Origin of the sequence: Dyadobacter tibetensis Y620-1, assembly GCF_000566685.1 — a bacterium.
Taxonomy (GTDB): domain Bacteria; phylum Bacteroidota; class Bacteroidia; order Cytophagales; family Spirosomataceae; genus Dyadobacter; species Dyadobacter tibetensis.
Genome location: NZ_AZQN01000002.1, coordinates 764,959 through 785,432 on the forward strand (window position 1 = coordinate 764,959; position 20,474 = coordinate 785,432).

Genomic DNA, 20,474 nt, shown 5'->3' on the forward strand with positions numbered 1-20,474 from the left:
AATATGGTTTCTTTTTATTTCATTTGCAAGTTTCGAAATCATTTTAGCGAATATCTCGTAGCAGAAAGTTGCATTTACTTTCATTTACACTTATGTTTGCAGAGAATCCCCGAATAAATATGCAAATAGACTCCATGGCACAGCGCCACCAATATATTTTAGACCGGCTCCGCCAGGAAGGATATATCCGGGTGGCCGACCTGTGCACCGAATTGAACGTATCTGCCGTAACAATACGAAAAGACCTGAAGGTCTTAAGTGACAAAAACATGTTATTCCGTTCTCATGGAAGCATCAGCCTGCAAAATCCCTATACGGCCGATCGAGATGTAAAGGAAAAGGGTAATATCTTAGTCGATGAAAAGGGTCGGATAGGGCAATTTGCCGCCAGCCTGCTGGTCCCGGGAGAGGCAATCATTATTGCTTCAGGTACAACAGTACTGAAACTTGCCGAGGCCATACCAACAGACATGCAGTTGACGGTGCTAACTTCCGCAATGAATGTTTGCATGGCACTTATTGAGAAACCAAATCTGGAGATAGTACAATTGGGGGGTATCGTAAGGAAATCCTCGGTATCGGCCATTGGAGCATTTGCCGAAGATCAGCTCGCACAGTTTAGTTGCACAAAGCTATTTATGGGGGTAGATGGCATCGACCTGGATCAGGGTTGTACAACTTCCAATATGATGGAAGCTCAACTTAACAGAGCGATGATGCGAGCGGTACAGGATACAATTGTACTGGCCGACTCATCAAAATTTGGCAAACGCAGTTTCGGCAAAATCTGTCCACTTTCGGAGGTGAACCATATTATAACCGATCATGGGATCGGTACCAATATTAGCCAGTCAATAGAAAATCAGGGCGTTGAACTTACGCTAGTTTAAATATTAAAATATAAATTCCCTTGTCGAGCCGCCCTTTCCCATTAATCGAATACGCCTATTACCTACCCAATATAATGCTTCATTTGGAAGTACCGGACTATTCATATGAATATCCGGCATAACCCCCAGCAAAGGAGGGTTAATAAATATTCCAAGTGGAAAAATATTCTGTTACTATATCATATTGAGCATTAGGCTCAATACTATGATAAGAATCCGCTTGACTAGCCATATCAATCCTTTTCCTATCCTTATTGTCTTCAATATATATTTGATTTTGACAGGAAAGAGAGAACAGGGTCGGTACCATAATAATAATAATAATAATAAGGCCGGTTGAAACAATAATGGTGATACCATTTCAAAATCCTAGGCCATCTTTTAGATGCGTAAAATTAATGGCTCGAAAAGGCATGCATTACAAAAAAAAGAAGCCGGACATAGGCCCAACTTCTTTATATATTACAGGTTTACCATATTCAATACGCAACCCATTGCATATGAATTTTTTTGAATCGAGAATTGCCGTGTCATAGCGTAATACCGGATTCTATATTTTTAAATCGACCCTTAGGACTACTTTCTAAGTAATACTGCCTCAATGTTATAGGTATATTTTTATGAGATTCTTAGCGAACTATGCATATAGCGTAAAGAAGCTTTGGAGCCTAGAGAAATGGCTAAGCAGGATGTGTTCCTACATTCATCTAACAAAACAGAAATGGCTGATTTTAGGTCGAAAATATCAGTGTTATTTTGGATAGAAATGACAGCACTACTACCCCATGAACGATTAAGAAAAACAGGGGAAATTAATGTAAGTACGTCGGACAACTATCCTAGTGGAGGGCACATCACCCCAGGAGTGGAGGATGGAAAACGGTCCGTAATGAAACAGACTTTATAGCAGGAGATAGGTAATTAAATAAAACCTTTGTAATACGGGAATTTGCCGGGATAAGCCTAGGAAGCTGTGTCGAATGAATAAGCATTGGCTGGAGAAGCAGCTTGGACATATAACCTTGTTCGGCCTGCTTTTGCTCCTGCTTTTGAGCCTGAGCGACTCGCTTGGCCAGATAACATTTGCCCTTACAATCCAGCTGCGGCCTATCCCGATTCTCGCAGAGGTTTACTACAATATAATCGTAGCGAATTTCATAGTCCAGATACAACAAAGGAATAAGACATGCCTTAATCAGCATGAGCCCAAACAAGCCAAAAATTATCCATGGTCGTATTGTTTCCAATGTGTGTTCATCTCTTATGATGGAATACAAAAGTAAGCTTTCGGCAGAATTATAGCAATATATGTAGTAATATTTCCACATGCATAACTTTTATAATCTTAATATCAACCCATTACGCATTTTATTCACTGGTTATTTAGGTATTCCTCTAAAAACCTGGGCATCAATAATAGGCATCATACGGATCTTAACGTAAATCTGGAATGGCTATCATATCCATATCCGTATAATCTTTGTTCTCTCCGGCCATTCCCCAGATAAAAGAATAATTGGAAGTACCGCAACCCGAATGAATAGACCATGGAGGGGAGATAAGCGCCTGACGATTTGCTACCCAGATATGCCTTGTTTCCTCAGGCTCACCCATCAGATGCAAAACCCGCTGTCCATCAGGTATGTTAAAGTAACAATATACCTCCATCCGCCTATCATGAACATGCGATGGCATTGTATTCCACACACTTCCCGTACTCAAATCTGTAAGTCCCATAACTAACTGGCAGCTTTGAATTCCCTCGTTATGAATATACTTATAAATGGTTCTATGATTAGAAGTCTCTGCCCCCCCGACAGTCATTGGCGCAGCCTCTTCTTTGGAAATCATGCGGTTAGGATGCGGAGCATGCGCGGGAGCCGAAAGCATATAAAAAGTGGCAGGATTTTCAGAATCTAAACTTTCGAGGCTAACACTTTGTGTCCCCATACCCAAATAAATACAGCCTCTTGTGGGCACTATCCAAGATTGTTGATCTACTGTAACCTTACCTGGCCCACCGATATTGATGGCTCCTAGCTCCCGTCTTTCCAGAAAATAATCTGACTTTAGCCCATCATAGGTAGTTAAAACCAATGCTTCCTTAACAGAAATTGCTCCTCCAATCATCATCCGGTCGTAATGCGAGTACACCCATTGAATACGATCTTCCTGAAAAAGTGAATCTATCAAAAAGTTAGCACGCAGGGTACCGGCATCCATCGAAGACACTTCCCGTGGGCTATTTTCATATCTAGATTGCATAAGAAATTTTATTTAAGGTTTGAAGACTACATACATAGACGAGAATTAATTAAGTCGACCCTCATCCGGGATGAATGCCAACATGTATGTACGAAATCGACATGGAGCCATTTTCGGATGCTAAAACTCAGTAATTGTTTCATTTCTCTTCTATATCGTCGTAAATTAGATTTCGATCATACTAAAAGGGGGAAAAACACCGTGGAATCCATCACCATCAAAGATATTGCTAAGGCACTTAACCTATCTACTTCGACCGTCTCCAGAGCTTTAAGAGACAGTTCCGAAATGAATTTGGAAACGAAGAAGATGGTATTGGAATATGCCCGTCAAATGAACTACAGCCCTAATCCAATGGCAGTAAGCCTCAGGGAAAACAAGAGTAAAGCCATAGGGGTAATTCTTCCAGAAATTGCTAATTCCTTCTTCTCCCAACTGATTAATGGCGTAGAAGAAGTCGCCTACGAACAGGGTTATCATGTCGTAATTTTTCAGAGTCATGAATCCTACGAGCGCGAGGTTGCCAATCTGAAATATTTAGCTAGCAGAAGGGTTGATGGGATGTTGGTATCACTTTCCAGCCTCACAACAGACCTTCACCCCTTTCATTCACTTATTGAAAAAGGGATGCCATTTGTTTTTTTTGACAGAGTACCCGCCAGTGAGAAGGTTCATACCATAACTTCCGACAATTACCAATCTAGTTATAATGCCACGAAGCATCTGTTAATAAATGGCAAAAAACGCATCGCCCATTTAACGAGCCCCCGATATTTATCTATTACTACAGAGCGATTGGAAGGGTATCGGAGAGCATTAATCGATCATGATATACCATATGACGAAAATTTGATAAAATTCTGCCATTACGGGGGAGCTGTCGCCCAGGAAAACGAACAGACGATTAGAGATCTTTTAAGCTTACCCCATCCTCCAGATGGCATCCTGGCCGCCAGCGACAGGTTGACGATGGGATGCTTGGAACATCTTCACAAAAACAATATACGGATACCCGAAGAAATTGCCATCGTAGGCTTCACCAATATGCCCGTTGCCGGACTCTTGGACCCTCCCCTAACAGCCGTGGTACAACCTGCTGCTGGCATGGGCAAGAGAGCCACTGAATTGCTCATTCAACTTATTGAATCACCGGACCAGATAAAAGGTTTTCAACACATTTCCCTCCCATCAGATTTACAAGTTCGCAGATCGTCAGCCTCCTATATTTAACCCGGATTATTTTTTGAACAGCAATGCTTTTATGGGTTGTATCCTGGTGATAATTAAAGTAGGTATAAGCAGGATAAGGGAAGCGACAATGATAGTGACGACATTGATCACCAAGAAAGTCGACCAGTCGAAGACAATGGGAACTGTATTCATATAATAATTAACCGGATCCAGCGGGATGAGATGAAATTCGTACTGAAGCCAGCATAAAAACAACCCGACTCCGTTGCCTATAAGCAGACCCTTTTGGACCATAAAGAGTCCCACTCTAAAAAAAACTCGGCGAATTTGCCGGTTAGGGCTTCCTAAGGTTTTCAGCAGGCCAATAAGTGGTGTTCGTTCCATGATCATCACCAGCAATATCGAGACCATGTTAAAGCAAGCGACAAAAAGAATTAGGCTTAGGAAAACAGCTGTATTCCTATCCAGCAGTACCAGCCAGTCAAATAATGGTCTGAAAGAGTCGGTTACCCGGGAGAGGTACACCCCGCTCGGGACAACTTCCCTTAACCGAGCAGCGACAAGGTCCAGATCGGCGAAATTTTTCAGATATATTTCATAGGTTCCAATTGAATCGCTGCCCCAGTTATTCAGTCTTTGAACCAATGCCAAATCGCCTATAATAAGGGTATTATCAAACTCCTCCATCTGGGTGTCATAAATGCCAGCCACCGTAAGTTTTCTGGGGCGGGGAGGATTTTGCAAGGTATACATGATCACCCCATCTCCGGCCTTTAGTAAGAGTTGCGAGGCAATTTTTTTGCTCACTAATATTTCAGAAGAATATCCATACTTGAGTGAGGAGGAGTCTTTTTTACCGGGCAATCTGCCACTTACCAAGGTTTGTTCAATCATATCCCAGTTATAATCGTCCCCCACCCCCTTCAGCACCACCCCTTTAATTTCCTCTTTGGTCTTCAAAATCCCTGATTTATGAGCCACGACCTGCCAATGAGCAACCTGAGGGATATTCGGTAGTTCACGGGCAACAGCATTATTGGTTGAGAGGGGACCTTCTTCGTAGGTATTTCCAAGTATATATGCGCTAACATTGATATGGGCGCCAAAAAGAAACACCTTCTGCTGGATAGTTTGCTTAAAGCCCAAAAGTATGGCGAATGCGAGTATGCCTACGGCCACGCCAATGGCAATGCTCGCCACCCCTATTCGGGACACTGTAGCAGAAAACGAGCCTGCTTCATTATTACGTATACGTTTGGCGATGAACGATGGAAATTGCAAAAGAATCGGAATTTAATGGTACTAAGGCAAAAATAAGTCAAATTCATTTGAAAGAACGCTAATTTCATTGTGATTCGCAGGAATCCTGATGTTCGTTCTATTTTTTTTGATTAAAATTGAACCTTTAGCAGCCTGTCTGCTGAGGATACATTATACCAAACAAGCCTATGCCATTAATTAAAGTCGCCGCGGGGGTAGTTAACCAAACCGCCATGGACTGGAAAAATAACAGAAAAAACATACTCGAAGTGATAGAACAAGCCCGGGAGCAAGATGTTAGTGTGCTATGTCTTCCTGAGTTATGCATCACAGGATATGGATGCGAAGATTATTTTTTTGCTCCTGAACTGGCGGAACAGGCCTTAAGTTGCCTCCAGGACATCGTTAGGGCTACTAGTGGAATGGTGGTATCGGTAGGCTTGCCCGTCCGTCAGAACAACCGGCTCTACAATGCTGCCTGCCTCATCGCCAACCGGCAGATCATCGGATTTTACTGTAAACAAAATCTTGCTAATAACGGAATACATTATGAAGAACGATGGTTTCATGCTTGGCCCAAAGGCTTAGTCAGCACCATCAGGGTACAGGAAATGCAGTATCCCATAGGCGACCTCGTATTTGAGCTTCAGGACCGGGTTGGGGCCGGAGTAAGGCTAGCCTTCGAAATATGCGAGGACGCTTGGGTGGCCAACCGTCCAGGAAAAAGCCATTATGAGAAAGGGGTAGACATCATTTTGAATCCCAGTGCAAGTCATTTTGCCTTTAATAAATTTTTAGTACGGGAAAGGCTGGTAATCGACGGCTCCAGGGCATATGGTTGCAGCTATATTTATACCAATCTCTTAGGAAATGAAACGGGGCGAGCCATTTATGATGGAGATGCAATGATCGCATCGAATGGTGAGCTGCTGGTATCCAGCCCACGTTTTAGCTACGAAAACCATCTGTTAACCACTGCGGTAATCGACACGGACCTTACCCGCCTTAACCAATTACAAAATCGGGTAGAGCTTTCCAATAATGAAAAATGGCTGGTAAGAGCCCCCTACGATTTCCCCGATATAGCACCCGTAGGGCCGCAGATACCAATGCTGGAGGCCTTTGAAAAAGGAGGAGCCTTAAAAGAGGAGGAGTTTGCACGGGCGGTCTGCCTAGGTCTCTTCGATTATCTGCGCAAAAGTCGGTCGAACGGCTTCACTATATCCCTATCGGGAGGTGCTGACTCTTCGGCATGTGCTGCACTTTGCGGCCTCATGATACGGCTTGCTGAGGAAAGTATTGGTTTCAAACGACTCAAAGATAAGCTAAGTTATATCCAGGCCATTTCTGAAGCCAATACAGAGGAAGAACTTGCCCGAGTCCTCATTCATAATATCTACCAGGGAACAGAGAACAGTTCGGTGGACACCTTGGAATCGGCCAGGACCTTAGCAGAATCTATCGGATCCAAGTTTTATCAAATAAATATCAATGGCCTCGTAGAAAGTTATAAGGGGTTGATAGAAGAGCAGATTGACCGTACCCTCACCTGGGATCGGGACGACATTGCTCTACAGAATATTCAGGCCCGGGTGCGGGCTCCAGGGGTATGGCTTCTCACTAATCTGTATAATCACCTGTTATTGGCCACATCTAACCGCTCCGAAGTCGCCGTAGGCTATGCTACCATGGACGGAGATACTGCGGGAAGCATAAGCCCCCTGGCGGGGATAGACAAACATTACCTACGGCATTGGCTACGCTGGTTGGAAACGACTGGTTGCGAGGTTAAAGGTAAGCATATCCGTATTGAAGGGCTAAAAAATGTAAACTTGCTTCAACCCACTGCTGAGCTACGGCCTCAGGACCAGAAGCAAACCGATGAGGTGGACCTGATGCCCTATGACTTTTTAAACCATTTGGAGCGATTAGCTATCTATGAGAAAAAATCCCCTATGGCTTCCTTCCAACATTTAGTAGCGGCCTATCAGGACCGATATAGTAAGGAACAAATACTCCAATGGACGGAACGCTTTTTTAGGCTATGGAGCCGCAATCAATGGAAACGCGAGCGTTATGCCCCCTCCTTTCATTTGGACGATTACAACCTCGATCCACGATCCTGGTGCAGATTCCCCATTCTTTCGGGAGGATTTGAACAGGAATTAGAAGCGCTGCGGGCCTATGCAACAGGAAAAAACATGACTCCAAGTAAACGAATTGGTTTTTAATAAAAATGCCGGGCCGGAAACTTATGACATTCGGCCCGGACATCTGCCCGTTCTGCACCAAAACCTATCGGGGATTACAGAATCGTAGCGCTGCTACAAATCCTAGCCACGACTGCTCATGAGATCCGTCCCCAGGTTTCCCTCCTAACCATATGGGTCTTACGCCCTTCATGCTTTCTGAAAAAATTCCGGCGTGATCGCTGACAAAAATATTAATCGAGGGACCTGCAGAAAGTGCTAATCTTTTCCCCAATCTTTTTTCCAATCCTAACTGAGCTCTAAATAACCCCCCAAAGGAGTCGAGATATAATGGATCTGCCAACCAGACCAGATTTCCCGTAAAGTCTAGATTTACCCCCCATCCTCTCCCAAATAGGCGGGCCGTTCCCACGCCATAACCGATACTTCCCAGTGGCCGATCATTTTGAAGTCCGTTAAAGCCCAAAGTAAAAATATTATAAAACCGACTCATCCCTGTTTTAAAACTGGTATTGAAATAATTGAATTCATCGGAAGCTATCTCATAACGGCGGTAGCCATTTCTATGCACCCAGCTGAACAGACCTATGGGTACTGTTGAAGACGAATCGGCATAATTGACAATCCCTATCTGTCTTCCTGAGCGTACGGTATTAGCAAAGTTATAAACCGTGGAAATCTGATGCCCATATAAGTTACCCACTATCACGTTGCCCACTCCAGCAACCTGAAAGCCTCGGAAGTCTTTTCCCGTATAATTGAGAAGATTCGACCCTTGAAAACCGTTAAAATTGCCCACCGTAATATTCAAAGCATTTGCATATTGAAATCCGACTACGTCGTGGCCTACTAAATTGCTCAAACCGGCCAGTTGAAATCCTGTCACATTGCCACGAACGGCGTTGATACCCCAGCCAATCTCGAGTTTGTTGACCCCAAGTGAATATCCAGCCAAAAGATTGAAGGAAAAATCGTTAACAATATTGCCGCTAAGGCGGTGGTTGGTACCCAAAAAGGGAAGTATTGAAGCCTGAAATGGACGGTATAGAGTATCGGCAATATTCCGGGTATGCACATGTTGTTGAGCAGAGGCAAATACTGTCACAAAATGACCTTGTACCTGTCGATAGGTATTTTGAATCATCTTTTGAGTACGACCTATTACTGGTTCTATTCCCTGTCCCGGGGTATTGCTCGCTACAGGCTCGTATTGAGGAACTTGGACCTTCAGATTTAAACTGTCATTTCTCTCCGTGAGTTTCGGAGGAAGGCCTATCAGAGGTTTAAGTGTATCGGGTTGCAACCGGATGGATTTATAGGTGTCCTGTTTTTCCATAATGGGCACAGAAACGGCTATATAATCTTCCTTGCGGATCTCTAATTGCAAGCCGGAACTAACCAGTGGTAAGCGTAATTTATAATAGCCAAACTTATTGCTAATAGTAGAAATAAGGGTGTTTGACTCATAAATACTGGCTTCGGCAAGCTTTTCTCCCGTGGAACCATCGAGTATATATCCACTGTAATTAAAGTCTACCGGCTTGGATTTTACGCTCTCCGTTTTTTTTTGCAGTATTACATACCGTCGGCGCACTTTATATTGCACTTCCTGAAGAAAAATCCTATCCAGAACTTCGGCAACCCTTTGGTTTTCTACCGTAATGGTAATTCGTCGCCTTACGTCGATAGCATCGGGACTATATGAGAACGAAAACCCACCCAACTGCTCAATTTTGGCCAGAACCTGATCAACAGGCTCCTGAGTACTCCTAAATGAAATACGTGAGTCCAATACTCCCTGAGCCCAAGCAGGTGTCGCCAAATGACACAGCACCCACAGCCCCAGGAGGTTTATTAAAAGAGTTAAAGATTTCATTTTCAATTTTCCTAAGCAATTAATTTGAGGCAACAGGCCTGGCTACCTACATCCTGGACCTTCCAGCCAGTAAGTTTCGCCTTCTTTTCGAAGGGACAGCTGGAGTGTTTCGGCAATGACGGCCAAGGTGGTATCAAGAGGTTCTTTTTCTAACCGAAGGGTAAGACGGCAATTGGAAAGCTGCGATTTTGCGAGTCTCACATCGGCATGATATCCATTTCGTATTTGCTCGACCACCTCACCTAACTGGGAGGCATTGAAGTCATAGATCTGTGTTTTGTAGCTTATCATATTGGCATTCGCTACCAGGCTTTGAATGGTATCTGCATGGACTTCTGCCCCCTGCCCTTTGATGAGTACTTTTTTTGTCGAGGAAGTCTTAAGCTGAACCTTACCCGATACCACATCGACCCTCAATGGAGTCGCCTCTTGGGCCCGTACGTTAAAAGAAGTCCCCAACACTTTTATCTCCCCTTCACCCGTCTGAATGATAAAGGGTCTGCTAGAGTCTGATGCTACCTCGAAGAAAGCCTCCCCCTTTAGGCTGACCGTTCTAAACCCTTCCGTCCATTCCTCAGGATAGTCCAGGCTGGAGTGATGATTCAGAAAAACCTGGCTACCATCGGGTAGCTCAACTATTTTGGAGGAATTGGCAGTAGCCAAACGAAGCATTTTAACAGGCTCCTGAGATTGGTCATAATTAAACCGAAATATCATGATCAGGGCTGCGGCAACGCCCAACACCAGCGCCATAAAGGGATACCATTTCCGACCGGAGCCATTCCTCAACCCCGCCGTTCCCTGTGATGAACCGTCAGGTTGGTCGGCATCCTGAGCGTTTTTCTGCATTTTTTCCTGCATCTGGATCCATGCCCTATCTACCTTACTCCCCTTCCCCTTGCTTTTACCAATTGCCGCCGAATGCTTCCAAATCAGCTTAACCTGTTCGAGCTCTTGCTTTCTTTCTGGAAACTGGCTCAGCCAGTTTTCTACTATTTCTTTCTCCTCTCCCGTAGCCGAATGAGCGATGTAGCGAGCCAGAAGCTCGTCGGAGAGCTGTTCATTAGATTTGCTCATATGCTTAATTCATTTACCCGTTCACACAAAAAATACACATACCACATCATCAAAGGCAAATAATCGGCTAACTCCAGACGAAGTATTTTAAGTGCCTTACCAATCTGGTTTTCCACTGTTTTAATGGAGATACCCAGACGACTGGCAATTTCCTGATACTTAAGTTCCTCAAACCGACTCATACGAAAGGCAATTCCACATTGTTCCGGAAGTTTCTCAATGGCCGCATCTATTCTTTCCTGCAATTCCTGCGCCTGTATGGCTTCCGCCACAGATTCAGAATGCCCACTCAGAAAATGCCTGCTGTACTCCTGATGGGTCTTTTTAATGGCCTCGTGTTTAAACCGATTTAAACAGTAATTATGCACCGCTCGATACAAGTATGATTTTAATGACAGGGTTATTTCCAGGACTTCACGTTTTTCCCAAATATTAAGAAAAACGGTTTGTACCACTTCCTCTGCATCCGCTTCATCCTTGAGCATAGAGCCCGCATATTGGCACAGTCGTTCATAATAGGTACGAAAAGTACGCTCGAAAGCAGCCTCTTCGCCTCTCCTGATAGCCTGCACCGTTTCCAGATCAGTGGGTTCCACTTTAATTTTGCCTTGTTGATGGGTCAAATTTATAAAATCCCCCAGGTTAAAGGCTTCCGATTGGGCACTATTTGTTACGGTCACTTCTTCTGTCGGTTTTAAGGATGACAACCCAAGGGAACTTTCCCCCTATTAAAAAAAATATTTTCTCGAAAATAGGGGCCAAGGCTTTTTGGGTTGTCAGAAAGGCAAGGACAAAATGTAAGTTCCGAAAAAAGTATAATCTATTAGCCATGAAAAATTACAATCTTTCCGCAGCACTATTGCTCTTCTTTACTTTTTGCTTTCAATCCTGTATATACATCGATCCCGATGGAGTGGGTCCTCGCGGCCCCATCAATACTCAAATTTGGAATGTAAATAACTTTAATCAGGTGAGTGCTTCTGATGCTCTAAAAATATATATTCGACAAGGCCCTACCCGGAATGTGGAGGCCAGGGGAAAGCAAAAGGATCTGGATGATTTGAATATCAGAGTAGAGAACGATAAGCTCCTGGTAGACTATAAAAAGAACTGGTTTGACCTTCGGGAGACTGTATCGGTATTCATTACGATTCCTGAGATAGTTTCAGTTGATTTTACTGGGGCTGTAAAAGGGGACATACAGGGATTTGACCATCTATATGGACTGGACATCAGACTTTCTGGTGCGTCAGTGGCGGCGTTTTCAGGCCGCACCAAAAATCTTTCATTCGATCTCAATGGAGCTTCAAGACTAGAAATGCAGGGGATAGGCGATCGGTTAGAGGGCCAATTATCCGGCGCCTCGGAACTTGACTCGAAAAACTATCCTGTAGATGAGGCTATTCTAGAGCTCTCTGGCGCCAGCACTGCCAAGGTATGGGTTTACGATCGTCTGAAGGTGCGCGCCAGTGGGGCGAGTACAGTAAAATATAAGGGGTCCCCTCAGGTTACCCAAGACTTGTCGGGAGGCAGTCAAGTTAAAAAAGACTAGCCTTATCTATGTCCGATCATGGGATCATCCCATAAGTAGCTCGTGCCTGCTTTTTGGACATACCATCGAAATGCCACCATTCAGTAGTATTGACCGTAAAGCCGGATTTGGTCATCACCCCACGTAGAATTTTCCGATTAGTAATCTGCTGGCTATTGAGTTTCCCCTGGCGCAACATCTCCTGCTCGGAACGGGGATAAGCCAGGGGGCCAAAATAGTCGTAATCCGTTCCCATATCTAGCGGTTTGCCTTTTGCATCGACTACGGTCAGATCTACCGCACAACCAAAATTATGATTGGATCCCGACTTAGGGTTGGCCACATACTGCGATTTGCTCCCCTCCGGAATCTTAAGTCCATCTAAGGCATCCCAGAGCTGATACTGGACCGAATTAGGTCGGGCTGCGTCGTAAATAAGGAGTCGATAGCCAGCATGTTGCTCCTGAAGCATCTTACTGGCCTTAGCTAGTCGTTTAGCCATTTCGGGCTGTAAATACGCTTTAGTAAGTGCTCCATATACATCCTTCTTGACAAAATTATCAGTGGTAGAATATTTAAGCTCTACCAGAATGCTGGGATCTATCTTCTGTACATCTACAAGGCCCCGGGCGATCATAGTCCTTTCTAAATCGGGCAGGACCTGAGCGCTCAAGTCCACCCTTACAGTCAGATCCATCGTAAGTGCTAAGAAAAGACCAAGTAAAAATTTCATTCCCGGAAATACGAAAGAATTCTTTCTTCTAAATACAATCATTTTTATGTAACTAAATCCTAGTCGAATTATTGCCTTTATACTTCACTGACCCGAATTGGCAGGCAAGGAAGTATCCGGAGTATTCTTTAAAAATTGTTCTTGAATGAGCAAGGTGTATTTATCTAATAGCTCCATTACCCTCTGTTGAGTTGAAGCTCTAACGACCAATCCTATCTGATAGGGCTCATTCATGCGCCAGAAGATCTCTGGGTCATCAAAAATCCGATCGTCTGCCCATTCCTGCGGAACCCTAGCCTTAATAATTCCGGCGTAATCCTGCCGCAAGGGAGGAAGCTTATATACCTCATTGGCAACTACTGCTGTTTCCATTTTGGCCCATTCCTTCCAAAGATTTACCCCAGACGAGGCCTCTACCATTTCTGATAGATAGGCGCCAACCACCCGAGAAGAAGTTTCCAGAAAATAATAACGGCCATCGTCATGTGAACGTATGATTTCAGTATGGGAAGCACTCTGGGTGAGACCAAAAGCCTTTAACAAATCTACGGCCATAGTCTCTAAACTGTGGGCAACAGCCGAATCGAAAGGGACCGTTATGGATTTGAATATTCCTCCTATACTGGCCACTTCAAATGGCGGAGAAAGGTATTGACTGCTCCAAAGAAATACCACTCTTCCATTATAGGTAATGCTATCAATATGAAAAACGTCGCCCGAGGTATATTTTTCGACCAGATAAGCATGGCGATCGCTACCCAAGCTTTGGATGCCTGCCCATAAGGCCTCTGCGGTATGTAGCTTCTGAATGCCCGTAACCTTGGCTTCGGACCGGGGCTTTAGCATCCAGGGACCGGGAAATTCAGCGATAAAAGCTTCAATTTCTGCATCGTTAAACAACGCAGAAAAACCAGGAACACGAATTCCAGCCTCCAGGGCTTTGGTGCGCATTGCTAATTTGTCTCTAAAATAACTACCCGTGGTCTGGCCCATTCCAGGGATTCTGAAATATTCTCGTATTTGAGCCGCACGCTCCATGTCTAGGTCATCAAGCGCCACCACCCGATCTATCTTTTGACTGCGCATGGCAATAGCAAGTTTTTCTACCATCTGCCCCAGATCGTACCCCCCAGATGGCAGTTGATCGACATAGAAAATGGTATCGATGCTCTCTCGAACCCAGGGCTTCTCAGCCAATAAACTATCGGTAATCAGCCATACGGTATTGCCCGATTCCTTACAGGCCTGAAGGAAATCGTTTCCTTTAAAAATCGTTGAAATACATAAGAATGTGTAGGGTGCTGACATAAATGCTTGTTTTGGTGTTTCTCCCCCCGAAGTACGGCCCGAAGGTCTTTTCCCAAATCTAGCAAAAAGTACCTGCTTAGCAAGAGAGAGATTTTGAATTTTTGGAAGCCAACGGCTATCCCATGACTTATTTTTTCAGGAAGGGTAGCGTAGCAGGGAAATTATGCCCCGGGATGGAAGGGTGAAGAAGGTATAAGCCTCCAGCTAGAAAAGTTAGGTCTACACCACCCTCTACCATTTCTGCATAGGTCAGGGACAGAGTCCGGATTCTTCTACCTTGTTGATCCCAAATCTGGAGCTTGGCATAGCCGTCAAAGGCAGGAAGGTTATTAAGGCGAAGGGTTGAGCTGACTGGATTAGGAATGATCAGTAATTTTTCTGAAAAAAGACAAGTATTGGTAAGGATGCGGGTCGGCTGTAAGCTTCCATCTAAATCTCTGGCCATGACTCGATAATAAACCACGGAAGATGAAGGTATTGGGTCAGTAAAGGAATACGCTGCCCCCATTCCTGAATTTCCAGCGGCGTCCAACTTACCTATTTGCTCCCATTGAACTGCATTTGTGCTTTTTTGAATTTCAAAAAAATGGGTATTGACTTCGGAGCTGGTCTGCCAATTAAGAGATGCTTTAGCTCCGGAGCAATCTATACTAATCTTGCTAAAATACACTGGCAGTGGGTCGGTAAGCTCAGTAACTGTATTATTTTTACTTATAAGCCAGTATTCAGGATCTATCTGCGCCGTTTCTGGAACAAAACCCAGCAGCTCCGTAAAATTCTGACCACTGAAAGTATGATCAGCTATCACCAGCTTTTGCTGATTCGTAGTATTATTCCTAAACATAATAGGGACCGGAAGCTGAAAAAAATCGACCGATGCATGAGAAGTCGTCTGTTTAAGACTAAACTGCACGCCCGAAGAAATTTTTCTCCATTCCAGTTGGTAACTAGGATAGCCCTGACCTGAATACCACTGATCGAAAAAATAGGTAAGATCTTTCCCTGCTACCGCTTCTAAATGTCGCTTTAAATCCGAAGTCCGGGCATATGAATAGGAAAGTAGAGGGTCGGACAGGTAATTACGAAGTGCCAGGAGAAAGGGTGCATCCCCCATGATCCAGCGTAACATATACAATAGATGTGCCCCCTTGTAATAGCTTAACCGCCCACTGAAAATCCGATTTACGTCTGTAGTATCTTCTACCCTTACCGATCCATTGGGCACCGAAGTGATATTATTTATTCCACTGGCCCGGATACTATTCTTGAGCGAAGGATATTTATTTTCCCTGTAAATATTAGCCAGGTAAGTAGCAAAGCCCTCATTAAGCCATATATCGTGCCAGGAGTTACAAGTAATCTTATTTCCAAACCAGTGATGTGCCAACTCATGGGCTACCAGATTTTCATCCATATTCACCATAAAGGAGTTCGTTTGATGTTCCATTCCGCCACCCCATCCAAACTGTACATGACCATATTTTTCGCTTATAAAGGGATAAGGTTCTAATTCGGTGCTAAAGAACTCCATGGCATCCAACGCATGCTGTATTCCGGCATCAAAGCTGACCTTACTTTCTGGATATGCGTAATTGATAACCGGCAGGCTTACCCCATCGATTAGTACGTGGCGGGTGGTAAGCGTATAGTTGGTAATAGCGAAACAAACCAGATAACTTGCAATAGGGTACCTATGCCTCCAATGTGTACGCACTTTACCATTGGGCAAGTTAGTCTCTTCCATCAATACTCCGTTCGCCGCAGCGCGATAGGTATTACCAGCATAAGAAGCAGGGTGGGTAATGATGAGATCAACCCCCTCATCTGCCTTGTCGTTTAGGCCATTTTTGCAGGGCCACCAGTCTTTGCTGCCAAAGGGTTCACTTAATGTCCACATCACGGGTATGGATGGACTTCCATGGGTCGTCACATTAAAACTACCTATTCCGGAATTGCCTGGATTACCGCTGTAGTTGATTGTTAGGGAATCTAAAACGCCGACTTCCGTATGAGGTATACTGATGAGCAGATTATCATCTTGGTGTAGTATGGAAAGTTGAATATTCCTTTGCGTTACCAGATTCACCTGCAGACTCTGACTTAAATCCAGGGCGATATTGCTCCCGGAGGTCTGCATACGATAATATATGGTCACTTTCCCGTCAATCCACCTGACGCCAGGGTCTACCGTCCATTCCGCACGGATATAGCGGACATCAAAATTCCCGGAAGATTGAATGACATTTCTTCTGTCTGCAAACATCAACTGGCTTCCTCTCCCCTTTTTTTCTAGAATGGAGATATCCTCCACGGTAAGTTCTTTCCCTGATGCTGTCTGTGCACAGAGCTTGAACGAGAAGAATAAGCATAAACAGAGGAGAAGTGTGCGCATGATAGCTTGGTTTACTGAATTATAAACAAATATAATCAATCTTAAACGCAATGCTCTGCCCTAACTTCCTTGCTAAGCCTATCCCCATCCGTTACGAATGGGGATAGCTATTATTTCTATATTTAGATAAGTATATGGTTATCTACTCCAGGTCTAATCTAATCCACCCTTCCGGTTTGGACTCTTGGGCGCTGGCCAGGCTTCGGGTTGGCCTTTCTCATTTATCGGCATAACACGTTTAGCCCGAGAAGCCCTTTCCGGATCTTCACTTGCCTGATAGGCCAGTATGGCAGTCAATATGGCATTATTACGCACCTCGTCGAACACGATCTTGTCGTAGGTATCCAGGTTGGTATGCCAGGTGTATTGGCCATAGGACCAGCTGAGAGAACTCAACGAAAAAGCCGGAACTCCTGCGGCAACAAATGAGGCATAATCAGAGCCACCACTTCCCGGAGCGCTCGGAAAACTTGTTTTCACCTCATTCCGGATTCCTGCTGGTACTTTCGACAACCATCTCCCCAGATAATCATAAGAATCAACAAAGCCCTGTCCGGACAGCCCTACTACCCGACCAGTACCATTATCCTGGTTGAGTACAACTTGTACGTTTTTAACAATCTCGGGATGGTCTTCTACGAAAGCCCGGGAGCCATTTAATCCCTGCTCTTCACTTCCCCAGTGCCCTACCAGAATGGTCCTTTTAGGGTTCGGATATACCTTTTTCAGAATACGAATAGCCTCCATCATGGTAAGTGTACCCGTTCCGTTATCGGTGGCACCGGTACCGCCATCCCAGGAGTCGAAATGGGCCGATAAAATGATATACTCTTCAGGCTTTTCCGAACCCTTCATTTCAGCAATAGTATTGAAAGCCGGTACTGGTGCCGTATGTTTTGAATCGGCACGCAGACTGATCCTGGGGGTATGCCCCGACTCTGCCAGCCGGTACAGCATACCATAATCCTCTAAACTGATATCAATGGCAGGAACCTTCTTGGTGTAAGCGCCAAAAATTTTGTTAGCTCCAAAGCCTTTTGACCAGTATGAAGTAAAAATCCCAAGAGCCCCTGCATTTTCCAGAGCCAGGGGTAAGGTCCGGCTGGTATGGCCCGTTCGGCGTATTCTCTCGTTCCATGAAACGGTTTGATCTTCCTGCAATTTTTTCATTTTTTCAAAACTGGCCTCCTGCGCATGTTCTTTCCAGTTATAGTCAGGACGACCAGTAGGTTGCAACATCGAAAGCAATACGAATTTCCCTTTTACACTGGGGAGCCACTTGGCGTAGGCCAGGGAATCGGACAAATCTGGAAGAATTATCACGTCTGCAGCAATCGTCTTCCCACCCGTATTAGGGCTCCATGCCAGCTGCATACCCTGTAATGATTTTACCCGGGGAGATATCATATCTATATGGGTAATTCCACGCTCCCAGCCTTTCCATTCCCCCCAATTCTCGGTATGGGCCGGAATGCCCCAAGATTGATATTGTTTAATGGCCCAGTCGGCAGCATGTTTCATTTGGGGGGTCCCCACCAGTCGAGGACCTACCAGATCCATCAATTCATGTCCCAACTTTTCTAATTGGGAGTTTTCATTGGCCTCTTTAATAATGGCATTAACAACAGGATCGGACGATTGAGCAATAGAGGGTACTGTCATCGCCCAGGCAATAGCCAGAGACCAAAGCAATTTTTTTTTCATCTTGAAGGGACTAATATGGTTAATGGTGTTTTTTTCGCCGAATCGAACCCGGACGGCAAATCAAATATAAGGGTTTATTTGATTATAGGCCTTTGTTGGCCTTCGGCCGCTTAAAGCTTTAAGCTTTAAGCTACAGGCTAAAAGTCTTAAGCAGATTGCCGATTGCCCCCTTAAAACAAAGACAAGGTCCCACCTTCATTGAGTCTGGAGCCCGTGGGGTGCTCCTTCAACACCTCTGCGCAGTTGGTATCAAGGCGGGCATTGAACACGCCGTCCATTACCCGGTAAGTCGTCAGGCGCGATTCATCAGTGTATGGAACCATTAATTCCTTCATCCTGGACTGTGTAAGCGTCGGTGAAAGCCAGGCCTCAGCAGCCTCCCCTTCCAGAATTAAGGGCATGCGTTCTCCCTCATTATGAATGGCAGCCATATGTGGGCCTGCGTCAGTGGTAATGATCGAAAATGTAAATAAATCTTTCCATCGAGTGAAAATTCCGCCCAGCGTAAATAGCCCTCCGTGAGCAGGCTTAATATACCAGCTGTGGGTCTGGGTTGTCCCCCCTGGCGTATGGGGCTCGAAAAAACCGGTACATAATACTAAACATCGATTTTGCCAATAATCGCGATAGGCTGATTTTTCAAATAACTCGTCGTTTCGAGCATTGAGCGTATTGGCTTTCCATTCAGACTCCTTCTTCACCCATTCGGGTACTAGCCTCCAGCGGAAAAGCTCGATAGTCCCGGGGTCCAATATACTTAGTACCGGGATCATAGGCTTGTCGAAGCCGTTAAAATGATATTTAGGAACGAATGGGATATGACTGCGTATAGGCTTTTGCATAGCCTCTACTTGTTTCTTGTTCTCTAGTGATATATGATAACACATGGGCATGTCGGATTATTATCTGAATGGTAAATACGCCATTCTAGCCAATACTTCAAAATAAGCATGCCCTACCTGCCGACGCTTTACCATTGAAATCACTATTTTTGCAGTCTAACCCTGTCTCCGTCCATGCTTGCAAGGCTAATTCAATTTATCTTTTTTGCCAATTACTTTGTCGGCTTTCTCGCCATAGCCTTGTCTATAGAGACTGCCTACCAGCTCAATCTGCCCTTTCTTCCCCCTACGTATTATATTCTGCTATTCTGTGTAACCGTTCTTTATTACACCTTTGCCTACACCGGGCCTATCAGCGTTCCCAGCGATAATCCGCGAACGATGTGGTACCAGCATCACCGTCGCTTTGTTAGGCACAGTCAATGGGTTCTCCTGCTGTTATCTGTGGGGTTAGGGACCTTGCTACTTCTGCGATACGGGCAGGCACTGTTGGGGCTACCTTGGCCCTACTGGCTAATGATAAGCCTGTTAGCCATGGCCGCGGCCCTTTACTATGGCTTACTCCCTAAAACCATGTACCACCTTAATCTACGCAATACAGGGTGGCTCAAAGCCTTTGTAATCGGCTTTGTCTGGGCTGGAACTGTCAATCTGCTTCCCATCATCATGGCCGGCATAGAAGAAGGAGCCCCCATCTCAGAAACGGGATTTATGCTTTGGCTCTTCGTAAAAAACTGGATGTTTTGTACCGTCAATGCCATCATGTTCGACATTAAAGACTATGAAGATGACAGCAACCGACAGCTAAAAACCTTCGTGGTAAGGTTTGGGCTTTACCCTACCATTACCTATATCCTCATCCCATTACTCATAGTGGGTCTTATCGCTTTACTACTTTTTGCAGGCTATAAACATTTCGCTCCCCTCACCATAGCCCTCAATACCCTCCCATTTCTGTGCCTGCTATGGGTGGCCTTCGCCCTGCATACCCCCAGAAAGATACTATTCTATTTGATTGTGATAGACGGTCTACTCCTTATTAAGGCTATTTGCGGAATACTAGGTATCGTCCTTCTTCAGCAATAATCTACCAAGCCATTACAACACTTTAATTTACAATACAGTATGGAATTTTCTGGTCATTTTCAGATTGTATGAGGTGTATCATATTTTTTATTTGTCAATAAAACACTTA

Annotated in this window: 16 protein-coding genes; 5 read left to right on the forward strand and 11 right to left on the reverse strand. The window is 44.7% G+C overall.

What is annotated here, in order from left to right; translation table 11 throughout:
• Positions 1–92: 92 nt before the first annotated feature.
• Positions 93–890, forward strand: coding sequence for a DeoR/GlpR family DNA-binding transcription regulator (locus tag X939_RS0106830; protein WP_229236016.1), 798 nt, complete (start codon positions 93–95; stop codon positions 888–890).
• 854 nt (positions 891–1,744) lie between these two features.
• On the opposite strand, the gene X939_RS0106845 is transcribed toward X939_RS0106830, so the two are convergent.
• Positions 1,745–2,137 carry a hypothetical protein gene (locus X939_RS0106845; RefSeq protein ID WP_131694642.1) on the reverse strand — a complete coding sequence of 131 codons (393 nt, stop codon included), beginning with the start codon at positions 2,135–2,137 and terminating at the stop codon, positions 1,745–1,747.
• Positions 2,138–2,324: 187 nt separating this feature from the next.
• Positions 2,325–3,155, reverse strand: coding sequence for a 5-dehydro-4-deoxy-D-glucuronate isomerase (kduI, locus tag X939_RS0106850; RefSeq protein ID WP_025762522.1), 831 nt, complete (start codon positions 3,153–3,155; stop codon positions 2,325–2,327).
• A 201-nt stretch (positions 3,156–3,356) separates the two neighbouring features.
• Between kduI and X939_RS0106855 the strand changes: the two genes are divergently transcribed.
• The gene (locus X939_RS0106855; protein ID WP_025762523.1) at positions 3,357–4,385 is read left to right on the forward strand and encodes a LacI family DNA-binding transcriptional regulator; all 1,029 of its coding nucleotides are present in this window, start codon (positions 3,357–3,359) and stop codon (positions 4,383–4,385) included.
• A 6-nt stretch (positions 4,386–4,391) separates the two neighbouring features.
• Here X939_RS0106855 and X939_RS0106860 read toward each other — a convergent pair whose 3' ends face one another.
• Complete coding sequence (locus tag X939_RS0106860) at positions 4,392–5,627, reverse strand: ABC transporter permease (RefSeq protein ID WP_025762524.1); 1,236 nt, start codon at positions 5,625–5,627, stop codon at positions 4,392–4,394.
• 167 nt (positions 5,628–5,794) lie between these two features.
• On the opposite strand from X939_RS0106860, the gene nadE reads away from it, so the two are divergent.
• Positions 5,795–7,837 (forward strand): NAD(+) synthase, encoded by a 2,043-nt coding sequence (nadE, locus tag X939_RS0106870; RefSeq protein WP_025762525.1) that lies wholly within the window; start codon positions 5,795–5,797, stop codon positions 7,835–7,837.
• A 64-nt stretch (positions 7,838–7,901) separates the two neighbouring features.
• On the opposite strand, the gene X939_RS0106875 is transcribed toward nadE, so the two are convergent.
• Genes X939_RS0106875 through X939_RS0106885 form a run of 3 tightly spaced genes read right to left on the reverse strand, consistent with a single transcriptional unit; the run spans position 7,902 to position 11,449 of the window.
• Complete coding sequence (locus tag X939_RS0106875) at positions 7,902–9,692, reverse strand: STN and carboxypeptidase regulatory-like domain-containing protein (RefSeq protein ID WP_025762526.1); 1,791 nt, start codon at positions 9,690–9,692, stop codon at positions 7,902–7,904.
• Positions 9,693–9,734: 42 nt separating this feature from the next.
• Positions 9,735–10,769 carry a FecR family protein gene (locus X939_RS0106880; protein ID WP_025762527.1) on the reverse strand — a complete coding sequence of 345 codons (1,035 nt, stop codon included), beginning with the start codon at positions 10,767–10,769 and terminating at the stop codon, positions 9,735–9,737.
• Positions 10,766–11,449 (reverse strand): RNA polymerase sigma-70 factor, encoded by a 684-nt coding sequence (locus X939_RS0106885; RefSeq protein ID WP_310588038.1) that lies wholly within the window; start codon positions 11,447–11,449, stop codon positions 10,766–10,768. The genes X939_RS0106880 and X939_RS0106885 overlap by 4 nt, the downstream gene beginning before the upstream one ends.
• Positions 11,450–11,598: 149 nt before the next feature.
• Between X939_RS0106885 and X939_RS0106890 the strand changes: the two genes are divergently transcribed.
• Positions 11,599–12,321 carry a head GIN domain-containing protein gene (locus X939_RS0106890; RefSeq protein ID WP_044198748.1) on the forward strand — a complete coding sequence of 241 codons (723 nt, stop codon included), beginning with the start codon at positions 11,599–11,601 and terminating at the stop codon, positions 12,319–12,321.
• A gap of 16 nt (positions 12,322–12,337) precedes the next feature.
• Here the strand turns inward: X939_RS0106890 and X939_RS0106895 are convergent, their stop codons facing one another.
• The 5 genes from X939_RS0106895 to X939_RS0106915 form a co-directional block, all read right to left on the reverse strand.
• On the reverse strand, positions 12,338–13,033 hold the full coding sequence (locus tag X939_RS0106895; RefSeq protein WP_229236017.1) for a M15 family metallopeptidase: 696 nt from the start codon (positions 13,031–13,033) through the stop codon (positions 12,338–12,340).
• 84 nt (positions 13,034–13,117) lie between these two features.
• Complete coding sequence (locus X939_RS0106900) at positions 13,118–14,341, reverse strand: ATP-grasp domain-containing protein (RefSeq protein WP_025762531.1); 1,224 nt, start codon at positions 14,339–14,341, stop codon at positions 13,118–13,120.
• A gap of 127 nt (positions 14,342–14,468) precedes the next feature.
• Positions 14,469–16,733: a M1 family metallopeptidase gene (locus X939_RS22125; RefSeq protein WP_025762532.1), complete on the reverse strand. Its 2,265-nt coding sequence runs from the start codon at positions 16,731–16,733 to the stop codon at positions 14,469–14,471.
• 153 nt (positions 16,734–16,886) lie between these two features.
• Entirely contained in the window at positions 16,887–18,437 is a 1,551-nt protein-coding gene (locus X939_RS0106910; RefSeq protein WP_025762533.1) for a M20/M25/M40 family metallo-hydrolase, read from the reverse strand.
• A 170-nt stretch (positions 18,438–18,607) separates the two neighbouring features.
• On the reverse strand, positions 18,608–19,324 hold the full coding sequence (locus X939_RS0106915; protein ID WP_025762534.1) for an SOS response-associated peptidase: 717 nt from the start codon (positions 19,322–19,324) through the stop codon (positions 18,608–18,610).
• Positions 19,325–19,453: 129 nt separating this feature from the next.
• Here X939_RS0106915 and X939_RS0106920 point away from each other — a divergent pair, with 129 nt between their 5' ends.
• Positions 19,454–20,365 carry a UbiA prenyltransferase family protein gene (locus tag X939_RS0106920; RefSeq protein ID WP_025762535.1) on the forward strand — a complete coding sequence of 304 codons (912 nt, stop codon included), beginning with the start codon at positions 19,454–19,456 and terminating at the stop codon, positions 20,363–20,365.
• Positions 20,366–20,474: the final 109 nt, after the last annotated feature.